Origin of the sequence: Mesonia algae (assembly GCF_003253545.1) — a bacterium.
In the GTDB taxonomy this organism is placed as follows: domain Bacteria; phylum Bacteroidota; class Bacteroidia; order Flavobacteriales; family Flavobacteriaceae; genus Mesonia; species Mesonia algae.
The window spans coordinates 35,148-55,922 of record NZ_QKYV01000009.1 but is presented as its reverse complement, the minus strand read 5'-3'; the positions used below and the strand labels follow the sequence as shown (position 1 = coordinate 55,922).

General features: G+C 33.8%; 22 protein-coding genes. 9 read left to right on the top strand and 13 right to left on the bottom strand.

Annotated features, from left to right (window positions below; genetic code table 11):
* Positions 1 to 112 precede the first annotated feature (112 nt).
* Entirely contained in the window at positions 113 to 709 is a 597-nt protein-coding gene (locus LX95_RS13490; protein ID WP_111541991.1) for a hypothetical protein, read from the top strand.
* On the opposite strand, the gene LX95_RS13485 is transcribed toward LX95_RS13490, so the two are convergent.
* Complete coding sequence (locus tag LX95_RS13485) at positions 704 to 2,230, bottom strand: GH3 family domain-containing protein (protein WP_111541990.1); 1,527 nt, start codon at positions 2,228 to 2,230, stop codon at positions 704 to 706. The genes LX95_RS13490 and LX95_RS13485 overlap by 6 nt on opposite strands.
* An 81-nt stretch (positions 2,231 to 2,311) precedes the next feature.
* The gene (locus LX95_RS13480; RefSeq protein ID WP_111541989.1) at positions 2,312 to 3,190 is read right to left on the bottom strand and encodes a PPK2 family polyphosphate kinase; all 879 of its coding nucleotides are present in this window, start codon (positions 3,188 to 3,190) and stop codon (positions 2,312 to 2,314) included.
* A gap of 80 nt (positions 3,191 to 3,270) precedes the next feature.
* On the opposite strand from LX95_RS13480, the gene LX95_RS13475 reads away from it, so the two are divergent.
* Positions 3,271 to 3,870, top strand: coding sequence for a hypothetical protein (locus tag LX95_RS13475; protein ID WP_111541988.1), 600 nt, complete (start codon positions 3,271 to 3,273; stop codon positions 3,868 to 3,870).
* Between the two features lie 316 nt (positions 3,871 to 4,186).
* Here LX95_RS13475 and LX95_RS13470 read toward each other — a convergent pair whose 3' ends face one another.
* The 6 genes from LX95_RS13470 to LX95_RS13445 form a co-directional block, all read right to left on the bottom strand.
* Positions 4,187 to 5,353 (bottom strand): sigma-54-dependent transcriptional regulator, encoded by a 1,167-nt coding sequence (locus LX95_RS13470; RefSeq protein WP_111541987.1) that lies wholly within the window; start codon positions 5,351 to 5,353, stop codon positions 4,187 to 4,189.
* A complete protein-coding gene (locus LX95_RS13465) occupies positions 5,354 to 6,259 on the bottom strand; it encodes a DUF6268 family outer membrane beta-barrel protein (protein WP_111541986.1) in 906 nt (301 codons plus the stop codon).
* 96 nt (positions 6,260 to 6,355) lie between these two features.
* Positions 6,356 to 7,648, bottom strand: a complete 1,293-nt coding sequence (locus LX95_RS13460) for an ABC transporter permease (RefSeq protein WP_111541985.1) — start codon at positions 7,646 to 7,648, stop codon at positions 6,356 to 6,358.
* A complete protein-coding gene (locus LX95_RS13455) occupies positions 7,641 to 8,570 on the bottom strand; it encodes an ABC transporter ATP-binding protein (protein WP_111541984.1) in 930 nt (309 codons plus the stop codon). The genes LX95_RS13460 and LX95_RS13455 overlap by 8 nt, the downstream gene beginning before the upstream one ends.
* A gap of 171 nt (positions 8,571 to 8,741) precedes the next feature.
* On the bottom strand, positions 8,742 to 9,860 hold the full coding sequence (gene dnaJ, locus LX95_RS13450) for a molecular chaperone DnaJ (protein ID WP_111541983.1): 1,119 nt from the start codon (positions 9,858 to 9,860) through the stop codon (positions 8,742 to 8,744).
* A gap of 24 nt (positions 9,861 to 9,884) precedes the next feature.
* Positions 9,885 to 10,484 (bottom strand): nucleotide exchange factor GrpE, encoded by a 600-nt coding sequence (locus LX95_RS13445; RefSeq protein ID WP_245924783.1) that lies wholly within the window; start codon positions 10,482 to 10,484, stop codon positions 9,885 to 9,887.
* 131 nt (positions 10,485 to 10,615) lie between these two features.
* On the opposite strand from LX95_RS13445, the gene LX95_RS13440 reads away from it, so the two are divergent.
* Entirely contained in the window at positions 10,616 to 11,293 is a 678-nt protein-coding gene (locus LX95_RS13440) for a YceI family protein (RefSeq protein WP_111541981.1), read from the top strand.
* 49 nt (positions 11,294 to 11,342) lie between these two features.
* Here LX95_RS13440 and LX95_RS13435 read toward each other — a convergent pair whose 3' ends face one another.
* The 4 genes from LX95_RS13435 to LX95_RS13420 all read right to left on the bottom strand — a co-directional run bounded on the left by LX95_RS13435 (position 11,343) and on the right by LX95_RS13420 (position 13,999).
* Positions 11,343 to 12,248, bottom strand: a complete 906-nt coding sequence (locus LX95_RS13435; protein ID WP_111541980.1) for a TIGR01777 family oxidoreductase — start codon at positions 12,246 to 12,248, stop codon at positions 11,343 to 11,345.
* 90 nt (positions 12,249 to 12,338) lie between these two features.
* Positions 12,339 to 13,010, bottom strand: a complete 672-nt coding sequence (gene mnmD / locus LX95_RS13430; protein ID WP_111541979.1) for a tRNA (5-methylaminomethyl-2-thiouridine)(34)-methyltransferase MnmD — start codon at positions 13,008 to 13,010, stop codon at positions 12,339 to 12,341.
* Positions 13,011 to 13,013: 3 nt separating this feature from the next.
* The gene (locus LX95_RS13425) at positions 13,014 to 13,454 is read right to left on the bottom strand and encodes a hypothetical protein (RefSeq protein ID WP_111541978.1); all 441 of its coding nucleotides are present in this window, start codon (positions 13,452 to 13,454) and stop codon (positions 13,014 to 13,016) included.
* Between the two features lie 2 nt (positions 13,455 to 13,456).
* The gene (locus tag LX95_RS13420) at positions 13,457 to 13,999 is read right to left on the bottom strand and encodes a DUF4920 domain-containing protein (RefSeq protein WP_111541977.1); all 543 of its coding nucleotides are present in this window, start codon (positions 13,997 to 13,999) and stop codon (positions 13,457 to 13,459) included.
* Positions 14,000 to 14,108: 109 nt separating this feature from the next.
* Here LX95_RS13420 and LX95_RS13415 point away from each other — a divergent pair, with 109 nt between their 5' ends.
* Complete coding sequence (locus LX95_RS13415; RefSeq protein WP_111541976.1) at positions 14,109 to 15,182, top strand: branched-chain amino acid aminotransferase; 1,074 nt, start codon at positions 14,109 to 14,111, stop codon at positions 15,180 to 15,182.
* Positions 15,183 to 15,496: 314 nt separating this feature from the next.
* Here the strand turns inward: LX95_RS13415 and LX95_RS13410 are convergent, their stop codons facing one another.
* Entirely contained in the window at positions 15,497 to 15,883 is a 387-nt protein-coding gene (locus tag LX95_RS13410) for a pyrophosphohydrolase domain-containing protein (RefSeq protein ID WP_111541975.1), read from the bottom strand.
* Positions 15,884 to 16,165: 282 nt separating this feature from the next.
* On the opposite strand from LX95_RS13410, the gene LX95_RS13400 reads away from it, so the two are divergent.
* The 5 genes from LX95_RS13400 to LX95_RS13380 are packed head-to-tail and all read left to right on the top strand — an operon-like array spanning position 16,166 to position 20,714.
* Positions 16,166 to 16,915: a cyclase family protein gene (locus LX95_RS13400; RefSeq protein ID WP_111541973.1), complete on the top strand. Its 750-nt coding sequence runs from the start codon at positions 16,166 to 16,168 to the stop codon at positions 16,913 to 16,915.
* Between the two features lie 3 nt (positions 16,916 to 16,918).
* Positions 16,919 to 17,554 carry a DUF4230 domain-containing protein gene (locus tag LX95_RS13395; RefSeq protein ID WP_111541972.1) on the top strand — a complete coding sequence of 212 codons (636 nt, stop codon included), beginning with the start codon at positions 16,919 to 16,921 and terminating at the stop codon, positions 17,552 to 17,554.
* Positions 17,555 to 17,556: 2 nt separating this feature from the next.
* Positions 17,557 to 17,946: an MmcQ/YjbR family DNA-binding protein gene (locus LX95_RS13390; protein ID WP_111541971.1), complete on the top strand. Its 390-nt coding sequence runs from the start codon at positions 17,557 to 17,559 to the stop codon at positions 17,944 to 17,946.
* Positions 17,947 to 19,719: a MutS-related protein gene (locus LX95_RS13385; protein WP_111541970.1), complete on the top strand. Its 1,773-nt coding sequence runs from the start codon at positions 17,947 to 17,949 to the stop codon at positions 19,717 to 19,719.
* A complete protein-coding gene (locus tag LX95_RS13380) occupies positions 19,719 to 20,714 on the top strand; it encodes a metal-dependent hydrolase (protein ID WP_111541969.1) in 996 nt (331 codons plus the stop codon). The genes LX95_RS13385 and LX95_RS13380 overlap by 1 nt, the downstream gene beginning before the upstream one ends.
* The last annotated feature ends 61 nt before the right edge of the window (positions 20,715 to 20,775 follow it).

Sequence of the window (20,775 nt, the reverse complement as noted above, 5' to 3'; positions counted from 1 at the left end):
CAAAGATATTTTAAATATGTGCAACCTTATATAGTTTTGAAATAAGTTTTATGATGACTTTAATAAAAAATGGAGATGAATTGAATAATTTACTGAAAAAATAAAAACCGATTTGTACACTAACAAAGTTATTCCTAAAGTTATCTTGCCTGAAGTTGAAAAAGCACTTTCTTTTTATCCTGAATTGAAGGATGTTCCTATTACTTTTCAGTTTAAAAAAAGCATTAAAAAATCTACTATGCAGGCTCAACCCAAGTATAAAAGTTTTTTTATGCCGAAACATAAAAGGGAGTATATTATTTTAATTAGTAATAAATTTCATATTGAACAAGAGGAATACAAGATTACCGATATGGACAAAGATGTGCTTACTGGGTGGATTGGTCACGAATTAGGTCACGTGATGGATTATAAAGATCGCAGTACTTTTGGAATGCTTATTTTTGGATTAAAGTACTTATTTTCTTCTGCGCATATTCAAGAAGTAGAACGCGCTGCCGATACCTATGCTGTGCAACATGGTATGCATAAATACATTTTAGCCACTAAAGATTTTATTTTAAATAACAGCCATATTTCTCCTGAGTATAAAGCACGTATAAAGCGTTTATATATGTCTCCCGAAGAAATTATGGAGTTAGTAAATACGCTTGGTGCTAAAAAAACAGAAGAAGAAGTTGATAAAGAATTAGAAAAATCTGCTTTATAGGTTCTCTATAAAGGCTTGAAATTCTTTTAATTTTTCTTCTTTCATCACTTTTTCCATCTTTACTTGTCCGCCTTTTTTCTTATTGGCTCCACTCCATTCGTAAAAAGTGTTTAGCGGTAGAACTTTGACTTTTACCCCTTTCAATGCTTTTCCCCTAGCCACTCTATAGTTTTTATTGGCATTTTTTAGACTTTCATCTAACTTATTGGCCAGTTCTTCTTCACTGACATTTAATTCACTGTCTGAACCTAAATACCATTGGTGGTAAAACTCATTTTCAATTTTAATTGCTCCTACTGTAAACTCTGGCAACTGTATATCGTATATATCCTCTAAGTCTTTGATAGCGTCGTTCATTTTATTTACTGAAAGTTGAGAACCCACCACGTTGAGGAAAAATTTAGTTCTTCCTGTAATTTTGATTTCGGCTCTCTCTTTATCGGTAAATGCAATCGTATCTCCAATGATATAACGCCAAGCTCCAGCGACCGTACTCATTAGCAATACATAGTCTTTTCCCTCTTCTACCTCATCGATAGTTTGTACAGGAGCATCTTCAGTTAATGAACCATCTTGCTGAATATAATCTGGATGAAAGGGAACAAATTCAAAGAAAATTCCGTTATCTACCACTAATTTCATAGCGTGTGTTTCAGGTCTGTTTTGAAAAGCGATAAATCCTTCTGAAGCTAAGTAGGTATCGATCACCGTTATAGGTTTACCCAACAAGGCATTAAAACTTTTTTCATAAGGCTCAAAAGCGACTCCTCCAGAAGTATATACTTGCAAATTGGGCCATATTTCGTGAATATGAGCAGCTTTATGGTAAGCAATCACTTCTTTTAACATCAATTCCATCCAAGAAGGAATTCCGCTTAAAGCGCCAATATCCCAATTCTTAGCATTTTCGGCAATATGTTTTATACGTTCATCCCAGTCATCTATCTTTGCAATATCTTCTCCTGGCTTGTAATATCCTCTAAACCAAAAAGGAATATTACTCGCACTTATACCGCTTATCTCGCCTTCTAAATGTCCTTCGTGTTCTTTTAAATTGGTTGAACTCCCTAACATCATAATTTCCTTCTCAAAAAAATCTGATGGCAAATCAAAATTAGAAAGCGCGGTAACTTGTTTAATTCCTGCTTGGCGAATGGCATCTATCATTTCTTCTGTTACCGGAATTCTTTTGCTGGTTTTCCCTGTAGTACCCGAACTTAAGGCATAATAACTTGGAGAACCTGGCCAGGTAATATCTTCGCTACCTTCGTGCAACTGGCTCCACCAACGTTCATTTAAAGTATGGTAATCAAAATAAGGAACTTTCTCTTGAAAAGTTTTTACCACATCTTCTGATTCTAAAATACTTGAGAAGTTATAAAATTTACCAAAGGAAGTGTCTTGCGCTTTTTCTAGCAATTGTTTTAAAACTTTCACCTGACTTTCAGCTGCATTTACTTCGGTAGAAATGCTGCCCGTCACGTCAATAACTTTTTTAATGATAGATCCAATAATTGCCATAGCCTAATATTTTTATCAAATATAATTTTAAACTTTTTTGTGTAAGAAGAGCCCTCTATAAAAGTTTGTTAATAATGTTTGTTACTCATTAGACAATTCATTTATATAGTGTTGTAAATGTTCTAAAACCTTTGGTTCTACGGTTGGTTCTTGTACGTCTACATATTCTTGCAGTTTATCTTGTAATATTTTTGCTACCAAATACCGCGCGGTATCTTTATCGTCTGACGGGATTATATACCAGGGTGCGTTCTCTGTAGAGGTTTTATTGATTGCTTTTTCATAGCAGTTTTGATATTCTTCCCATAGTTTTCGTTCTTCTAAATCTCCTGGAGAAAATTTCCAGGTTTTCTCTGGTTTTTGCAATCGTCTAAGAAGTCGGTTTTTCTGTTCTTCTTTAGAAATGTGGAGAAAAAACTTAAAAATAATAGTGCCATTTTGAACTAGTGTCTTTTCAAAATTTTTAATTTCTTCCATTCTAGTTTCCCAAAATTCTTCATCTATATCTTCTAAACTATGAATGTGGGGTATTTTTTCTCCCAAAATATATTCGGGGTGAACCCTTGTAATCAATACATTTTCATAATGAGTCCTGTTAAACACTCCGAATTTCCCTCTTTCGGGTAAAGCAATATAATGTCTCCATAAGTAATTGTGCCGTAATTCTTTTTTTGAAGGTGTTTTAAAACTATGCACTACTACTCCTCTAGAGTTAAAGCCTTGAAACACCTCTCGTATTAAACTATCTTTTCCTGAAGTATCCATTCCTTGTAAACAAACCAATACCGAATATTTACCGTGTGCGTAAAGTTTATCTTGCCATGTGGCTAAGGCTTTTCTAGTGTTCTTAAGTTCCCTTTTTATTGTTTTTTCTTCCGCGTTAAGCGAAAATGAAGTACTTACTTCTTTTATTTTGATAGGTTGATTGACCCTAAACTGATTGCTTTTAATATCTTTCATCATAAATATGGATTAGAAACCTAAATATACAATCTTTAAGACACTTTATTTTTTTATCTTAGCGCCCTAAAATTTTCACATTGAATAAAGAAGTTATCATAAATCGTGTTGCCGAAATTTTAAAAGAAACACCGGCATCGATGCAGATTGTTAAAAAAGGTGGGGATCGTGATGCTCGTTTTAAATATTTGGCCCAACATATGGTTGAAAAAGCTATCGATAACGATGCATTGATTCTTTCTTCTAATAAAATGGGTATTGCTATTGTTTTACGCAAGAGTAAAAGTAAAACCAGTTTTTTTAAAGAAACCTTTGAAAATATTAAACTGGTGCTCAATGTAACTGGTTTTAAAAATGTGTTGACTATTTTAAAAAACCAGAAATACATAAAAAATCAACGTCCCGATAACGAAGATTATTTATATTGTTGGTTTTGGGGAATTTCTAAAGATGCTCGCGGTGCTGACACCCAAGTGGGTAAAGAGATGAAGGATGAATTTCTACGTCGTGCGCACTTATACAATTTACCTCTTTATGCAGAAACACAAACCCGAAGAAACACAATTGTTTATCAAAAATTTGGATTTAACTTGTTTCATACATGGAATCGAGAGGATGGGAAAACCATGTATTTTATGAAATACGACCCTACTACACAAGAAGATAAATTCACCAAATAACTTGTCCTAATGTTGGATAATCAAAACCAAGATTAAGGATAACGCAACATTTGCCTAGCGCTCACAACCTACCACTGTTTTAAATGAGCGCACTAATTAATTTTTTCAGTAGAAAAATAATTTTGTAGTATAGAGATTCGGTTCATTAATAAAAAGTTTTAGCTTGAGAAAAACTAATATTCAAAATCTGAATTAACCAACTATTACACGCCCACGAAAGATGTAATAATTTTAGGTTTTTGATCAATCACATTTTCTTAAACAAAGCTTGTAATCTCCGTAATGATTTCAGTTTTTATTAGGATGAAATTGCAGTTTATTTACCTGCAAATAATTTTACTGTTTTATCATCTATAGTTTGTGTGGTGCTTAATATAATTAAGCGCTCTACCACATTCCTCAACTCTCTAATGTTACCTGTCCAGTCATATTCTTTTAAGAGTTCTAAAGCCTCTTTGGAGAAGCTTTTCACAGCAGTACCTTGTTCTTTGGCTATTTTTTCAGCAAAATAAGAAATCAACAGAGGAATATCTGTTCTTCTATCGTTAAGCTGAGGTACTTCTATGAGAATTACCGCTAAACGATGGTATAAATCTTCTCTAAAGTTCTTTTCTTTAATTTCCTCTTTTAAATCTTTATTGGTCGCTGCAATTACCCTTACATCTACTTTTATATCTTTATCACTCCCAACACGTTGAATTTTGTTTTCTTGCAAAGCTCGCAATACTTTCGCTTGCGCGGAAAGCGACATATCCCCTATTTCATCTAAGAAAATGGTTCCTCCGTTAGCAGCCTCAAACTTTCCTGCCCTGTCTTTATTAGCGGATGTAAAAGCACCTTTAACGTGACCAAATAGTTCGCTTTCTATGAGTTCTGCCGGTATAGCAGCACAATTCACCTCTATAATGTTTCCTTTAGATCTATTACTTTTTTGGTGTAGCCAATGAGCTACCAACTCTTTTCCCGTTCCGTTGTCTCCTGTGATAAGTACTCGAGCTTCTGTAGGAGCTACTTTCTCTATCATTTCTTTGATTTTCTCTATTTCTGGAGAATCACCAATCATTTGATAGTTCTTACCTACTTTTTTCTTTAATCGTTGGTTTTCTACGACTAGTTCTTTTCGGTCTAAAGCAATTCTAACGGTATTCAATAACCTATTTAAATCTGGCGGTTTTGAAATGTAATCAAAAGCACCTTTTTTCATCGTTTCCACGGCAGTGTCTAAATCACCGTGACCCGAAATCATAACCATAGGAATTTCTGGTTTTATTTTCTTAATAGCTTCTAGCACTTCAACACCATCCATTTTTGGCATCTTGATGTCACAAAGTACCAAATCGTAATCTTGATCTTTTATTTTTTCTATTCCCTCAAGACCATCTTCAGCTTCAGCTAACTCATAGGTTTTACTTTCTTCTGATAAAATCTTCACCAATACTCTACGTATGGCAGCTTCGTCTTCGATTATTAAAATTTTAGGCATCTATATTTTAAATTTTATTCCTGTTCTTATGTAAAAAGTATTGTCGTTTTCTATAACGTACACATCTTCTCTATTGTTATCTCTAATTCTATATTCGTTGTATACCGTATGTCCTGCATAAAGGTAATACTGCAAGTGATCTGTAAAATAAAACTCGTAACCCAGCCCTAGTACTACGTTGGTCATAGAAATATTTTCGCCTACCCTATCGTTATTTGGAATTCTAACATTATCTTGAATATTGGCGAAAAAATTATCTAAAGTGGCAAAAGCCTGCAGGTGGTTTTTTTCGTTAAATGTATATCTTATTAAAGTTTTTGGAACTCCTACTGTATACGACCAAGTTTCGTTTATTTTTCTAAAATAATTTACTAACGGGATGGGGTAGTTCCTCCCTGGAGTCGTGCTATAAACCAAACCTAAAATTAACCTATATGGTTTTCCTATTACTGCACCTTCTTCGTTTCTTTCATTTACATCATTAATAGCGTACAGTGCTCCCATATAGATAAAGTCGTCTTTCCCTAAACTGGTATTTAAAGTAGATGCAATTCTTACGCCTCCCTTTCCTGCAATTCGCCAATTGGTGTTTTTAAGCTTTTTTACGTATCCTAAAGAAGCTTCTATTCTTTGTGTAGATTTAATTCTTTCTCTGTTGAAGGGAACGTCCTCTCTAAAGTCTAAATCTAATTTGCGATATTCCGCTCCAAAAATGAGGTAGTCATCCTTTATAGGAATGGGAGCTTGTATTAAAGCTCTAAATCTATTTAAAGACTGATCGCCATCGCTAAACGGAACTCGCATATATTCTATTCTTGCAAGATCTGTAGTTTGTGCTTTCAACCCAAATAGACAGGTAGAAAACAGCAGCAGCAATAAACTGTTAGCTCTAAAGAAATTTTTCATATAAATTTTGAAGTGGTTAGTTGGTACCCAATATAGGTATTTACAACAGACTCTTTAAAGCATTAACTTATATTTGACGCTATTTCGTATATTTTATTAATATTTTAACCATTTAAATAATTCTTTATAGGTTGGTTTTTTTCCATACATTAGAATACCAACACGATATATTTTTGCTGCCATCCAAATGACTAAAAATACCGAAGCAAACAAAATACCTAAAGAGATAAGAACTTCCCACCAAGCAACCCCAAATGGAATACGCATTAACATTACGATAGGTGATGTAAGCGGTATGTACGAAAATATAGTTGCCACAATACCATGTGGATTTTCTACTACCGAAAAGAAGCCTACATAAATCCCTAACATTAAAGGTAAAATGACAGGAAACATAAATTGTTGCGTATCGGTTTCACTATCTACAGCAGCGCCTATGGCTGCATAAATCGAACTATATAAAAAGTAGCCTCCAATAAAATAGACCAAGAAAGCTACAATAATACTCGCCAATGGGAGTTGAAGAACATCATTTACCAATAATTGTATTTCATCTGGATTTACAGAATTCGCCGCAGCCTCCCCTTGAATAGAAGTACTTTCTATCCCAAAAATGGCAGTGACAGAAAATAAAAGAATGCTTCCGAATATAATCCATATGACAAACTGAGTAATTCCTGCAAAACTGGTTCCCAAAATTTTCCCCAACATTAGTTGAATCGGCTTGACCGAAGAAATAATAATTTCTATAATTCGGTTTGTTTTTTCTTCAATCACACTGCGCATGACCATATTACCATAAATAATAATAAACATCATCAATAAATAGCCTGCTGCTCCGCCAAAAAACATTTTCACATAGCTTGCCATTTTAGAGGTAGCTTCTCCCGAAAAGTTTTCCATTTTAATGTTTACTTTCGCTTTAGCATTATCTATAGTCGCTAAATTTACTCCAGTGCTTTCTAATTTTCTATCGGTAAGCACATTGCTTATTTTCTGTTCCAAATCCGATAAGAAAAAGTTGCTGGGAGCTTCTTGTGCAAAGAACTCGATATGACTGGCAATCTCTTCATCTGTTTTGCCTGCGGGAATATAAAGCAACCCATAATATTCTTTTTTATCTACCGAATCTATGGCTGTGGTTAATTCTAAATCAGAAAAATTAAGGTATACGGTATTTTTTTTATCTTGAAGTTCATCAAAAACCATATTGGTAACATCGTGCACACCAATAATTTTTTCTTCGTCGTTATTTAAACTCGTAAGGTATGCGATTAACATAATCATACCCACCATAATCACAGGGCTTAAAAATGTCATAACCACAAAAGTTTTATTTCTTACTCTTGCTAAATACTCCCTCTTTATAATTAATTTAAGGTTACGCATGTTGTCCTACAGTTTTAATAAATATATCGTTTACAGAAGGTACTACTTCTACAAAATGATTGACTTGACCGAGTGTAATTAAATGATGAAGCAAATCGTTAGCGCTCGAATTTTCAGGAATTTTTATATGAAGTTTTACATCTTCGTGAATACTGTGATAATGCGCAGGAGTTACTTCAAAATGATGGTTTAAATTCTCTAACATTTCATTTCGCTGCCGCGGACTTATTCCTACTTGGTAGGTATTAGACCTAAAATCTTTCTTAATATCGGCCACTTTTCCATCTAACATTTTATTAGACTTATGGATGAGTGCCATATAATCACAAAGCTCTTCTACGCTTTCCATACGGTGAGTAGAAAATAGAATGGTTGCACCGTCTTCTTTTAACTGAAGTATTTGATCTTTTATTAAATTAGCATTAACGGGGTCAAAACCACTAAAAGGTTCGTCAAAAATCAATAATTTAGGTTGATGAATTACCGTAACAATAAATTGAATTTTTTGAGCCATGCCTTTAGAAAGCTCTTGTATTTTTTTGTTCCACCAATCCCCAATCTCCAATCGATCAAACCAATATTTTAGTCTAGAAGTAGCTTCTTTTTTAGAAAGCCCTTTTAATTGAGCTAAGTACAATACCTGTTCTCCTACTTTCATGCTTTTATATAGACCACGCTCTTCTGGCAGGTAACCAATATGTTGCACGTCACTAGGCTGCAAAGGCTGACCATCTAGTAATACCTTACCAGTATCTGGCATTGTAATTTGATTGATGATTCTTATAAAAGTGGTTTTACCAGCTCCATTTGGCCCTAAGAGTCCAAATATACTTTGTTCTGGCACTTCTATAGAAAGATTATTTATCGCTTTATAATCTCCGTATGATTTTGACACGTTTTGTGCTACGAGTAAATTCTTCATAGTTGCTTTTGAGTGGATAAAGGTAACAAAACTGAAGTCTTTTAAAATACAAAACCCACCCTTAAATCTAGCGGAAATAAGGGTGGGAAAAAAATTGCTATGAAAAAGAAAATACCACTATAATTAAATAGTGATATTCAAATATATATAAAATTTTGTTAATAAATTAACTTATGAAAACATATCTTTAACTTTTTCAAAAAATGATTTATCGCTTTTTTCAGGATTTGGCTCAAAGTTACTATCACCACTCATTTGTTCAAAAAACTCTTTTTGTTCTTTAGATAAGGTTTTAGGAGTCCATACATTTACGTGAACTAATAAATCTCCTTTACCATAACCATTAATGCTTGGAATTCCTTTTCCGCGTAAGCGTAAAATTTTACCACTTTGAACTCCTGGTTCTATTTTGATTCTTACTTTACCATTTACTGTTTGTATTTCTTTAGATGCTCCTAAGGCTGCTTCAGAAAAACTTACGTAAAGATCGTAATGTAAATTATCTCCTTCACGTTGTAATTGATCGTGTTCTTTTTCTTCAATGGCTACTAATAGATCTCCTGCAATACCGTTACCTGGTGCATCGTTTCCTTTACCAGAAACTTTTAACTGCATTCCTTCTACTACTCCTGGTGGAATTTTTATAGAAACTGTTTCTTCATGAACTTTTAAACCTTGAGCATCTGCATCGGCAGGTTTTTTATCGATCATTTGTCCAGATCCTCCACATACATTACAAGGAGCTGCTGTTTGCATTCTCCCAAGAATAGTGTTGGTTACTCGGGTTACTTGCCCCATACCATTACAGGTAGAACAGGTTTTATATGTAGTCCCTTCTGCTTGAACTTTTCTTTTAACTTTTATTTTTTTCTCGGCACCGGTAGCAATTTCCTCTAAGGTAAGTTTTACACGAATACGTAAGTTACTTCCTTTAGCGCGACGTTGACCTCCACCGAAGCCTCCAAAACCTCCGCCTCCGCCACCAAAGGCTGAGCCAAAGATATCGCCAAACTGACTAAAGATATCGTCCATATTCATGCTTCCTCCACCGCCAAAGCCACCAGAACCATCAAATGCAGCGTGACCCATTTGGTCGTAACGTGCTTTTTTGTCAGGGTTGCTCAAAACATCATAAGCTTCTGCAGCTTTCTTAAACATGTCTTCGGCTTTGGTATCATCTGGATTTTTATCGGGATGATACTTTACCGCCATTTTGCGATATGCTTTTTTAATTTCTGCTGCAGTAGCGCCTTTGCTAATTCCTAATATGTCGTAATAATCTTCTTTCATCAAATTTAATTTTTATGAGATACCTTATTTACCAGTTACTACTTTTGGATATCTAATAATTTTTTCTCCTAAGGTATATCCTTTTTCTACTACGTCAACAATCTTACCTTTCATTTTCTTATCTGGAGCAGGGATTTGTGTGATTGCTTCATGTAAATCTGCATCAAATTTATCTCCAGCTTTAACAGCGATAGGCTCTAATCCTTTACTCTTAAGAGTTTCTCTTAGTTTATTACTGATTAACTCTACACCTGTAAGCAAGTTTTTGTCTTCGGTTTTTTGGATTTCAACCAATGCTCTATCAAAATCATCTAATACAGGGAGCATAGATTGCATTACTTCTTGACCTGCTGTTTTGAAAAGCTCTATACGTTCTTTACTTGTTCTACGCTTATAGTTTTCAAATTCAGCAAAAAGACGTAAAAACTTATCTTTCTCTTTTTCTACTTCTTGTTTAAGTTTCTCCTCTTCAGACAGTTGCTCTTCTTCTGCTTCCGCGGAAGCTTCTTGATTTTCAACATCTTCAATTGCCTGATCTAAAGTCTCTTCTACTTGATCTTTCAAAGATTCTTTTGCCTGTGATTCTTTATCTTTACTCATCGATTTTCTAAATTTTTCAAACATAATGGCAAATCTACTGCCATTGTTGTAAAAATGTCAAAATGTCACCAGTATTTTTTTAATATTTTTTTATGATTTGAATTGATGCTCTTCATTTAAATTTGCCGCAAATTAAATAACTCAAAATCTTACACATGAAAAAAGTATTTTTAAATGCAATGCTAGTAGCTTTCATCGGTTTTACTACTGTTTCTTGTAAAAATGAAGCAAAGAATGAAACTAAAGCTAACGATGCTGAAGAAGTAGTAGAAGCTACTGAAGAAGCACAAACTTTTATGATTGACGCTGCTAACTCTAAAATTGATTGGGTTGGATCTAAACCAAGCGAAAACCATACAGGAACTTTAATGGTTAAAGAAGGTAAGTTTTCTACTATGGGAGAAGATTTAGAAAGTGGTACAGTTGTAATTGATATGACTTCTATTACAGTAACCGATCTTGAAGGTGATCAAAAAGCTAGCTTAGAAGGTCATTTAAAAGGAACTGCTGAAGGGAAAGAAGATCATTTCTTTAACGTAGAAAAGCACCCAGAAGCTACTTTTGAAATTACTAAATTAACAGAAAAAGAGGGTAAGAATTGGTTGTCTGGAAACTTAACTTTAAAAGGTACTTCTAAAAACGTAGAGATTCCTGTTACTTATTCTATGAATGACGATCAGTCTACTTTAAAAATAGAAAGTGAGCCTTTTACAATTGATAGAACAGACTGGAATGTAAACTACGGTTCTAAATCTGTTTTTGACGATTTAAAAGACAAATTCGTAAATGACGAAATTGAGATTACTTTTATGCTACAAGCTAAAAAAGCTTAATCTTTTTTTAAATTTATAGAAAAGCCACAATTTAAAATTGTGGCTTTTTTTATTTTAATAGGTTCTTTAATGCAGGAATAATATGCGTATATCTATACTTAAACCCGTGAGTATCTATTTTTTTATTACTTACTAATTGGCTAGACAATACGATGAGAGACATTTCTCCTAAGATTAATTTAAGCATAAACGCTGGCACATTCGGAAGCCAAAGCGGCTTATCTAATATTTTTGCAATCGTATAGGTAAATCTTTTATTACTTACAGGGTTGGGAGCTACGCCGTTAAAAACTCCATCTAAGTTATTTTCTAAAGCAAAGACAAATATTCTAGATAAGTCTTTAATGTGAATCCACGATTGCCACTGCTTTCCGCTTCCTAGAGGTGCTCCTAAGCCTTTTTCTATAGGTTCTTTCATTTTCTCTAATGCTCCTCCATTTTTAGCTAAAACCACACCAATCCTAATTTTAGCTACATCTATCCCGAGTGATTCAAATTGATTGACGGCTCGTTCCCATTTTACTACTACATTCCCTAAAAAATTATCGGCTACTTGCGGACTGTCTTCGTGATAGAGATTTGTAAGACTATCTGGATAAATCCCAATAGCACTTGCAGATACTATTTGTGTAATCTTATTTTCTTGGGAGGCTAACAAATTGTAAAGTACATTGGCAGAATCTACTCGGCTATCTATAATTTTCTTTTTCTGCTTTTGCGTCCATCGCTTAGAAACACTCGCTCCTACGAGGTTGATAATTTTATCTACGCCCTCAATACAATTAGCATCAATTTCATTTTCTTTAGGGTTCCAATAAAATCCCTTATAGTTTTTAGAGTGTTCTATCTTTTCCTTACTGGTGGTAAGGTAATGAACTTGATAGTTTTTCTCTAAGCAAAGCTGTGTGATAGAAGATCCTATTAGCCCTGTCGCCCCAGTAATTAATATCTTCATTTTTTATTTTGAAAGTAGTAAATTGTAAGCGTGAACATCCTATGTTTAATATAGGTTTAACAGCCAAAAATGAAATTTATGATTTGTTTATCAATTGTTTTTCGTCGCTCTTAGCATTTCCCGTTTTCCAGGTGGACCTTCTAATCTTTCTACCGTAAAACCTACGTCTTGCATAGCTCTTCTTACACTACCTTTAGCAGCATAAGTAACTAAAACTCCTTGATTTTTTAAAGCTTCATACATTTTTTTGAAAATAGAAACCTCCCATAATTCTGGTTGTACTCTTGCTCCAAAAGCATCAAAATAAATAAGGTGGAATTCATTTTTATTTTCAATTTTATCAAACATTTTTTCTTCTTTGATCAATTGAAAGTTCTCATGAATTAATAATTTCTCTTCCCATTTTCCTGCATGCATGGTTTTAAAGTACGCTTCCGCGGAAGCGTGATCTAAAGCAGTAGCATAATTAAGTTGTAAGACTTCTTCTTGAGATACCGGGTAACCTTCTACACCACAATAGTCAATTTTTCGATTTTGATTTTTGGCTTCTAAGCAAGTAATAAGTGCATTTAGACCCGTACCAAAACCAATTTCTAAGATATGTAGTGCGTTGGTCGTAATGGGAATATGAGAAAGCCCCATTTTTATAAACACGTGATAGGCTTCTTGAATAGCTCCGTGTTTAGAATGATACTGTTCATTCCAATCGGGTAAATGGATGGTGGTAGAACCATCTGCCGTGGTCATTATTTCTCTTTTCACAATTTAGCGAATAAGCAGTTTCTTAATTCGTGGGATAGGCCCCGTACATTTTATTTGGTGACAACTAATGCAAAGATTAACCGCTTTATTGTAAATTTCTTTTTGAGAAAGCGAGTCTTTTATTAGTTGTTCTTCATATTCTACAAACAGCTTTGCTTTTTCTTGATAAAAAATATCATTATCGGTGCTGTCTGTCATTCTAGCATAAAAAAGCTTTGTTGGCTCAAAGTTTAAAGTATCTACTTTTTCTCCAGCTACAATTTGACTTTTTATACGCTTATGATCTGCATACATTTTTTCCATAAAAGAAGCCATTTCAGACATTTGATATAGCTGAAATGGCTCTTCTTTTGAAATACTTTCTTCTTTACTTTTTTTATTTTGTTCCTTGTGATTACAAGCCACTAAAGCCAATATAAAAAGAATGTAGAACGCTTTCTTCATACTTATTCTTGGCTAGGCTCTTCCATTAAAACCCCTGTTGCCATAAAAGCATATTCTACTTTAGGTGTTGTTATTGCAGCAATTTCTTCTTCAGATTTTCCAGCATCTTTAGCATAATGCTGAAGTTCTTCTATAGAAGTTTCTGTTACAAAGGCTTTTCCTTCTACAATAGTTTCTCTGTTTTCTGCGTTCAAAGGAACGAAGAAACTGTAATCTTTAAAACGCACGAAAGAGCTCAAAGAATCATCTAATTTTAACGTCATCCAACAACCCTTCTTTTTACAAACCTTATCAACTTCAGATTTAAATTTTACCTCTACCGTATCTCCAGTCTTCATCGAAGTAAACTTCTCCTTCATTTCTGATGCAGATAAACCCCCTTCTTTATCTATATTCTCTCCAAAATTAGCATAAGTAACCTCTGCACTTGCTATAATTTCGTTTGTGTTTTCTTTCTCAACTTCTCCTGAAGTATTTTCCTTTTTATTAGCATCTTGGCAAGCAATTAAAGCTAAAGCACTTAATACAAAAATTATTTTTTTCATAAATTAAAACGTTATTAATAATTTGTTTATATTTTGTCAAAATTAAGAAATACATTAGTTTTTCTTATACCTTTATTTTAATACTTTTGTAAAAATTAAATATTACTCCATGAACACTCCACATAAGGGCTTAGATATTACTACAGCTAAGTCATCTCGATTAGACCAAGTAGATTTTGACAATCTAGTTTTTGGTAAGTATTACGCTGACCACATGATGATTTGCGATTACAAAGACGGGGCTTGGCAAACACCACAAATTATGCCTTACGGACCTATGGAAATGGAGCCTTCCTCAAAAGTTTTTCATTACGGACAAGCTGTTTTTGAAGGAATGAAAGCTTTTAAAGATGCAGATGATAAGGTGTGGTTATTTAGACCTGAAGATAATTTTAATCGTATTAATATTTCTTCTAAGCGTATGGCTATACCAGAGTTTCCGAAGGAGTACTTTTTCGATGCTTTAAATACGTTATTAAAATTAGACAGCGAATGGATTAAAAAAGGAGACGGTAACTCTCTTTATATTCGTCCGTTTGCGATTGGTACCGAATATGGTGTATCTGCTTCTCCTTCTAATGAATATAAGTTTATTATTATTTGCTGTCCAGCGAAAGCTTATTATTCTACTCCAGTGAAAGTTTTAATATCTGATCATTACAGTAGATCTGCAGATGGTGGTGTAGGTTATGCAAAGGCAGCTGGTAATTACGGAGCTTCTTTTTACCCAACAAATTTAGCTAAAGAAAAAGGGTACCAACAAGTTATTTGGACCGATGCTAATACACACGAATACCTTGAGGAAGCAGGAACTATGAACGTGTTTTTTAGAATTGGTGATAAATTAATCACAGCCCCTACTAGCGACCGTATTTTAGACGGTGTTACTCGTAAAAGTATTATCGATTTAGCTAAACACGAAGGAATTGATGTAGAAGTGCGAAGAATAAAAGTAGGCGAAATTGTAGAAGCCGCAAAAAACGGTACCCTAAAAGAAATTTTTGGTACAGGAACTGCTGCTACTATCGCTCAAATTTCTGGTTTTGAACAAGACGGTACTTTCTATGATCTTCCCGAAGTAGAAAACCCTTACAATGTAAAATTGAAAAAAATGCTACAAGATATTCAGTACAACCGAGCCGAAGATCCTTTCGATTGGCGTTATGCTGTTGAAACAAAATAAATTAAAAAAACGCTGTAAATTATTACAGCGTTTTTTTATATAATTAATAATAAAAAGTATAATTTAAGAGTTCTATTTTTATACAAACCAACACAGATTGAAAAATGAAAAAGCGCATTTTAAATATTTTTATTTTCTCCTCTATTTTAACAACACTCGGATTTATAATGGATGGTGATCCCAAAGAACCTAGCATGCTTTTAAGGTTTGTTGAATTCTTTGGGATGCTTGCCATTGTATTTCTATTTACCACTAGCATCTACTTTTTACTATCTTTTATCACTAAGCAGCTAAGACGCTCGTAGATAAATTGTTTATTTACCTAAAATGTCATCTATATTAGGTTTAAAATAGTTAGGTCCTTTTAACACCTTACCATCCTCTCTGTAAATCGGTTTCCCATCAGCTCCCAATTTACTCATATTGCTGCGTTGTATTTCATCAAATACCTCTTCAATTTTATATTGCATACCGTGTTCAATAATAGTTCCGCAAAGTATATATAACATATCACCAAGCGCATCGGCTACTTCTGTCAAGTCATTATTATTAGCTGCTTCTAAGTATTCTTCATTTTCTTCTTTCATTAAATGATATCGTAGTAAATTTTTAGCTTCTCCTAGATCTGCTACAGGTTTCTCCTTTACTCCTAATCCAAATGCTTCGTGAAATTGTTTTACCGCACTTATTCTTTTTTTCATAATGTTTATAGTCTTAATTTTGCACAAAAATAAACGATATGTTTACCCAAGGACAATATTTTTTTGCAGGCTTTTTTGTTGTAGCCTTTTTTATTTTAATTGTAATCAGTTATCGTAAAGATTTAAAATTACACAAAAAATATTATAAAGGAAGTTTATACGTACTTGCCGGATTTCTACTTTTTATTGGTCTTTTATTTGTGATTAAAAAATTCTTGCACTAATTCTATCTTTCTTTTTTAGAAATAAGAATTATGTATCTTCGTAAGGAGAGCACAACTTATGAGAGCAAAAGTACAAATAGACCACAAAGAATTTACTGTTAACCTCAATCTACCCATAGATATTTCTTTAACGCTTAGCGCGGAAAAAAATAATCCCTCTGCTTGGTATGTAGATGCTCCTAAAATACAACCTGTTAAAGATGGAGACTGGGACGCAAAAGTGAGTGAAGGAGCCTCGGTTAACTTTAATAACATATATTTTAATCCGCATGCACACGGTACGCATACCGAATGTGTCGGACATATTTCTAAAGAATTTTACAGCATCAACGATTGCTTAAAACAGTTTTTCTTTACCGCCAAAATCATCACTTTAACTCCTGAAACATTGGGTAAAGATTTAGTTTTTAGTAAAAAACAAATCGAACTAAAATTCCGTCAAGGAGAAGCGCAAGCTATTATAATTCGAACTCTTCCCAATTCTGAAGCAAAGAAAAACCGACAATACAGCCATACCAATTGGCCCTATTTATTGGAAGAAGCGGCAGAATATCTTAAAGAATGTGGTGTTGAGCATTTATTAATCGATTTGCCATCGGTAGACAAAGAAAAAGATGACGGAAAACTTTTAGCACATCACGCCTTTTGGAATTATCCTGAAAACACGAGATTTTCAGCTACGATTACCGAAATGATTTATGTGCCAGAAAATGTGGCTGATGGAAATTATTTACTTAATCTACAAATAGCATCATTTCAAAACGATGCTAGTCCAAGTAAACCTGTATTATATAAAATTGAACCTTAACGTATGGAATTATTGTTTTTAGGCCTCGCGGGGGGAGCAATAGCCGCTTATTTTATCTATTCTTTTTTCAATAAAAATAAAAAGAAAGAAAAGGAACAGCAACAATCGGTTGTACTGATGGAAAAAATAAGGGCAGTTTGTAAATTTATAACTGTAGAAGGTGACTTTTCTGAAATTTACCACTACGCTAATGTTAAGGACAAATGGATCAACCTATTTTTAGGAAGTAAAAAAGCTTTAGTATTAATTGAAGCTAAAGCACATATTGGGTTTGATTTAACGAAAATTAAAATGAATTCTGATGTGGAGAAAAAAACCATTTATTTAAGCAACTTCCCACAACCCGAATTACTGTCTATAGAAACCGATTTTAAGTACTACGATAAGAAAGAAGGCTGGGCAAATCCTTTCACCTCTTCAGATTTGACTGATATTAATCGAGAAGCTAAGCAATATATTGTAGAGAAAATTCCGCAAAGCGGATTGTTAAAAGAAGCTTCTAATCAGGCTTTAGATACCATTCAACTCATGGAAAAATTGGTAGAAACCATCAATTGGAAACTGGACTATTCTTCTTTAGAAACCGGAGAAAATCCCACATATTTGAAAGACAGTAGAAATACCATTGAAAAACCATAAGCATGCAAATTGATGAATTAAGAGATTATTGTCTTGCTAAAAAAGGTGTTACCGAAGATTTTCCTTTTGATGAACATACTTTGGTGTTTAAAGTAATGGAGAAAATGTTTGCGTTAGTAGGATTAAAAAAATGGGAAGCAGGAGATTGTGCCATTAACTTAAAATGCGATCCCGAAAAAGCGATTGAACTCCGTGAAGAATATCCCGATGAAATTTACGGGGGTTATCATATGAGCAAAAAACACTGGAATACCGTTGTCATTAATGGTCCGCATTTAACACGTAAAGAAATACAACATTTTATCAACCATAGTTATGAATTGGTAATAAGTAAACTGACTAAAAAACAAAAAGAGGAATTGAATAAACTTTCACAACCTAAACTAATTTAAATGCAAGATCCAAATCATATTTATTCTTCCCATATAAAAGAATTTCAGCTTCAGCTTAAAAAGTTAAAAAAACAGCTTTTTGCGTCGAGCATGTTAAGGTTAGTCATCTTTTTACTTTTTGCTTTTTTAATTTATTTCTATTCTAGTACGACTTCTCTCGTTTTACTTTTTGTTTTTCTAGGAATTGCCTCTTTTCTGTTTTTAGTTTCAAGGCATAGCGATCTTCAGCAGGAAAAAGAGAAATTAAAACAACTTATTGAACTGAATGAAACCGAAATTAGAGTTTTAAATCGGGATTTTCATGATCTACCTAACGGAAAAGAATTTGTTAATCCACAACACGAATTTAGTCAGGATATAGATTTATTTGGCAGTCGTTCATTTTTTCAATACCTCAACCGTACCGCACTGGCTTCAGGTAAACAAAAATTGGCCGATTTATTGAGCAGTAATAATATTCAGTATATTCAGGAAAAACAAAAAAGCATTCAGGATCTTGCTGAAAAAATAAATTTTAGACAAGAATTCACAGCCATCGCTAAAATGGCTAAAGTAAAGATTAAAGCCCCTATTATATTACAGTGGTTCAAAAACTACGAAGCTTTTGTTCCTTCGGTATACAAATGGTTACCCAAAGCATTTTCAGTGGTATCCTTACTATTATTTATAGCATTAGCCTTAGATTATATTCCTTGGTTTTACTTGGGAGCTTGGTTTATTGTAGGCTGGATAATTATTGGACGATTTGCTAAAAAAGTAAATGAACTTTCGGGTTACGTAAGTGAAATACAAAGTACTTTTCAGCAATATCACTTGTTATTGGGCTTGATTGAGGATACTAATTTTCAAGCAGAATTTAATAAGGATCAACAAACAAAGATTCAAATAAAGCATAAAAAAGCTTCTACCTTAGTCAAAGAGTTTTCTAAAATTATTGATGGCTTAGAACGAAAGAATTTTATGATTTTCGGTCAGGTGATTAGCGGGTTTATGCTTTGGGATTTGTGGAAAGCTTATGAAATCGAACAATGGATTGAAAAATACGCTCACCGTACTGAAAATTGGTTTGATGCCATAGATTATTTTGATGCTTACAATTCGCTTGGAGGGTTTGCCTTTAACCATCAAAACTATACATATCCAAAAATTAAACAAAACGGTATAGTTTTGAAAACAACCGAAGCTGTGCACCCACTAATTCATCCAAAAGATGCGGTAACCAATGATTATCAAATTGATCAGCAAGAATTTTTCATCATTACTGGTGCAAATATGGCAGGTAAAAGTACGTTTTTACGTACCGTATCTCTACAATTGGTAATGGGAAATGTAGGACTTCCCGTTTGTGCCAAAACTTGTGAATATTCGCCCATTAAACTTATTACTAGTATGCGAACGGTAGATTCTTTAGCAGATGAAGCTTCTTATTTCTTTTCGGAATTAACTCGATTGAAATTTATTGTAGATGAAATTAAAACCGATCGTTATTTTATTATTCTCGATGAAATTTTAAAAGGAACCAACAGCACAGATAAAGCCATAGGTTCACGAAAGTTTGTTGAAAAATTGGTTGGCTCTCACTCTACTGGAATTATAGCTACACACGATCTTAGCCTTTGTGAAGTTGCTAATGAATTACCACAAGTAAAAAATCATTATTTTGATGCCGAAATCATTAACAACGAACTTCATTTTGATTATAGATTTAAAAACGGAATTTGCCAAAATATGAATGCTTCATTTTTACTTAAAAAGATGGAAATTGTAGATTAATGGATTCACTCACTCAAATTGTTTTAGGAGCCGCTGTAGGCGAAGTGGTTTTAGGAAAAAAAGTAGGCAATAAAGCGATGTTATACGGAGCTATTGCTGGAACCATCCCCGATTTAGATACTTTTGCTTCCTACTTTACCGATACCGTTACAGCGCTCGAAATTCATAGAGGGTTTACCCATTCTATCTTTTTCTCTGTTGTTTTTGCGCCCATTTTTGGCTGGTTGGTTTCTAGGTACGATAAATTAGGTAATTTTAAAAATTGGTCGTGGTTATTCTTTTGGGGTTTTATTACGCATCCGCTGTTAGATGCACACACCACTTGGGGTACCCAGTTATTTTGGCCGTTAGATCTTCGGTTGGCGTATAAGAACATTTTTGTAATCGATCCTTTGTATACCCTTCCTTTTTTGGTCTGTGTTATCTGGGCGATGCGTTTGCCTAAAACTTCCGCTAGACGGAGGAAAATTAACCGCTTAGGTATTATTTTAAGCTCCTCTTATCTAGTGATTACATTAATTCTTAAAGCTTATACCTATCAAAAGTTCACAGCCGCTTTAGGCGAACAGGAAGTTAATTACACTTCCGTGGAAACGAAACCGAGTGCTTTTAATAGTGTTTTGTGGACCGCAAATGTAGACACTCCTAATGCTTATCTTATTGGGCACTATTCAATTTTTGATACACAACCTATTCAATTTGCATCTTACCCTAAACAACACGAATTATTGGGAGATTTAAAGGAAGAAGAGAAAGTACAACAACTCTTTAAAATCACTCAAGGTTGGTACACCGTAACTCAAAAAGAAGATCAAATTTTTATAAACGATCTAAGGTTTGGGTTATTAGGTTTTCAACCAACAGAAAATCGTTTTGCTTTTAGCTTCGAACTTATTAAAACTCCAAATGGTCTGAAGGTTAAAGAAGTTGAAAAAAACCGTACGCAGGCAAAAGAACTGCTTAGTGAATTAGGAAACCGCATAAAAGGAAATTAATTTTCCCTATTTACCAGTGTACTTATAAACTTCTAACGTCGCTTACAAGTTGTATTTTTTT

Excerpts from the sequence above, each read along its gene's own strand:
- LX95_RS13485 (WP_111541990.1), bottom strand. The coding sequence starts at position 2,230 with ATGGCAATTATTGGATCTATCATTAAAAAAGTTATTGACGTGACGGGC.
- LX95_RS13480 (WP_111541989.1), bottom strand. The coding sequence starts at position 3,190 with ATGAAAGATATTAAAAGCAATCAGTTTAGGGTCAATCAACCTATCAAA.
- LX95_RS13470 (WP_111541987.1), bottom strand. The coding sequence starts at position 5,353 with ATGCCTAAAATTTTAATAATCGAAGACGAAGCTGCCATACGTAGAGTA.
- LX95_RS13465 (WP_111541986.1), bottom strand. The coding sequence starts at position 6,259 with ATGAAAAATTTCTTTAGAGCTAACAGTTTATTGCTGCTGCTGTTTTCT.
- LX95_RS13460 (WP_111541985.1), bottom strand. The coding sequence starts at position 7,648 with ATGCGTAACCTTAAATTAATTATAAAGAGGGAGTATTTAGCAAGAGTA.
- LX95_RS13455 (WP_111541984.1), bottom strand. The coding sequence starts at position 8,570 with ATGAAGAATTTACTCGTAGCACAAAACGTGTCAAAATCATACGGAGAT.
- dnaJ (WP_111541983.1), bottom strand. The coding sequence starts at position 9,860 with ATGAAAGAAGATTATTACGACATATTAGGAATTAGCAAAGGCGCTACT.
- LX95_RS13445 (WP_245924783.1), bottom strand. The coding sequence starts at position 10,484 with ATGTTTGAAAAATTTAGAAAATCGATGAGTAAAGATAAAGAATCACAG.
- LX95_RS13440 (WP_111541981.1), top strand. The coding sequence starts at position 10,616 with ATGAAAAAAGTATTTTTAAATGCAATGCTAGTAGCTTTCATCGGTTTT.
- LX95_RS13435 (WP_111541980.1), bottom strand. The coding sequence starts at position 12,248 with ATGAAGATATTAATTACTGGGGCGACAGGGCTAATAGGATCTTCTATC.
- LX95_RS13425 (WP_111541978.1), bottom strand. The coding sequence starts at position 13,454 with ATGAAGAAAGCGTTCTACATTCTTTTTATATTGGCTTTAGTGGCTTGT.
- LX95_RS13420 (WP_111541977.1), bottom strand. The coding sequence starts at position 13,999 with ATGAAAAAAATAATTTTTGTATTAAGTGCTTTAGCTTTAATTGCTTGC.
- LX95_RS13415 (WP_111541976.1), top strand. The coding sequence starts at position 14,109 with ATGAACACTCCACATAAGGGCTTAGATATTACTACAGCTAAGTCATCT.
- LX95_RS13410 (WP_111541975.1), bottom strand. The coding sequence starts at position 15,883 with ATGAAAAAAAGAATAAGTGCGGTAAAACAATTTCACGAAGCATTTGGA.
- LX95_RS13400 (WP_111541973.1), top strand. The coding sequence starts at position 16,166 with ATGAGAGCAAAAGTACAAATAGACCACAAAGAATTTACTGTTAACCTC.
- LX95_RS13395 (WP_111541972.1), top strand. The coding sequence starts at position 16,919 with ATGGAATTATTGTTTTTAGGCCTCGCGGGGGGAGCAATAGCCGCTTAT.
- LX95_RS13390 (WP_111541971.1), top strand. The coding sequence starts at position 17,557 with ATGCAAATTGATGAATTAAGAGATTATTGTCTTGCTAAAAAAGGTGTT.
- LX95_RS13385 (WP_111541970.1), top strand. The coding sequence starts at position 17,947 with ATGCAAGATCCAAATCATATTTATTCTTCCCATATAAAAGAATTTCAG.
- LX95_RS13380 (WP_111541969.1), top strand. The coding sequence starts at position 19,719 with ATGGATTCACTCACTCAAATTGTTTTAGGAGCCGCTGTAGGCGAAGTG.